Here is a 1,400-nt window from a genome sequence, read left to right on the forward strand (position 1 = left end):
AATGTATGGTCAGCCCATCTCCTGCAACCTCATTGGCTGTTTTCGGTAAAGCTGGCTTGCGCTAATGTATCCGGGCTCATTGTGAGCGTTGCGGTAACAACGCTCGGCCCTCGATGAGTAGCCGCTCCCGACTGTCCTAAAAAAGCCCTCAGCCTTTAAAGCTGATTTCCATGCCAGGTTCTCAGTCGGGCCATTTGCCGTTTACTGTCATCAGTCAGTGATATCGCAAAAGCCGGTGATAAAGCTGTAGTTTCAAGTGTTCGGATGTGGGTTGTACTGGCCACCCTTGGCCAGTACCGCCCACACGATTCGTGCCAGTTTGTTTGCCAACGCACACGCGACGACATTGGAGTGCCGACGCGTCAGCAACTCACGGACCCAGGACCCTAGCGCATCCTCTCGTTTGTCGATACGCAGCATGATCGATCGCGCGCCCTGTACCAGCAATCGACGTATGTGCTTGTCGCCGCGCTTGCTGATCCCCAGCAGCACCGTCTTTCCACCCGTTGAATACTGCTTCGGCACCAACCCTAACGAAGCGGAAAAATCGCGCCCATTGCGATAGTTCGACGCATCACCCACGTCCGCCAGTAACGCGCTGGCGGTGATGGGGCCGATGCCCGGAATGCTCTGCAAACGACCGCCGGCATCATCTTCTTTCAACTGCTGTTTCAGGCTGGACTCGATGTCCTTGATTTCATCATTGAACTGTTGAATTTGATGATGCAGGCGCATTACCAAGCCCTTGAGACGCAATGGAACCGGGTGCTGCGGGTCATCCAACAGCGCTGGCACGCGGTGCAACGCAGCGATGCCAATGGGTAGGCTGATCCCGAATTCCAGCAGAAAGCCATGAATCTGGTTGGTCGCGACGATGCGATGGCCAATCAATGAATCGCGGACCCGATGCAGGGCTGAAAGTGTTTGCTGTTCAGCGGTTTTGATCGAGCAGAAGCGCATCGCGGGGCGGCTTGCCGCCTCGCAAATCGCTTCGGCATCAATGAAGTCGTTTTTGTTGCCTTTGACGAACGGTTTGACGTACTGCGGAGCAATCAGCTTCACCTCGTGACCCAAGGCCTTGATCTGTCGAGCCAGCCAGTGGGCGCCGCCGCAAGACTCCATCACCACCGTGCAGGCCGGTAGCTGGGCCAATGTGTTGAGCAATTGTCCGCGGTTGGTTTTCTTGCGCAATACCTGATGACCTTTGGCGTCCTGGCCATGCAGGTGGAAGCTGTGTTTGCCAATGTCGATACCGAGAAGCGTCATCGTGTTCATGAGAGATCCTCCGCCGAAAAACGAGAAAAGCCCTGCGAGCGTAAACCTGCAGGGCTTCTCGGTCAGGCTGACCATCTCATTAAGCCCCAAGTAACCAAGGGCTCTTGCCCCGCCATTCGGTGCCT

1 protein-coding gene is annotated in these 1,400 nt (G+C 55.9%); it reads right to left on the reverse strand.

Annotated features, from left to right (window positions below; translation table 11 throughout):
• Nucleotides 1-252 precede the first annotated feature (252 nt).
• Nucleotides 253-1,275: an IS110 family transposase gene (locus tag VD17_RS30535; RefSeq protein WP_046057083.1), complete on the reverse strand. Its 1,023-nt coding sequence runs from the start codon at nucleotides 1,273-1,275 to the stop codon at nucleotides 253-255.
• Nucleotides 1,276-1,400: the final 125 nt, after the last annotated feature.

Source organism: Pseudomonas fluorescens (assembly GCF_000968015.1).
GTDB lineage: Bacteria > Pseudomonadota > Gammaproteobacteria > Pseudomonadales > Pseudomonadaceae > Aquipseudomonas > Aquipseudomonas fluorescens_W.

Excerpts from the sequence above, each read along its gene's own strand:
- VD17_RS30535 (WP_046057083.1), bottom strand. The coding sequence starts at position 1,275 with ATGAACACGATGACGCTTCTCGGTATCGACATTGGCAAACACAGCTTC.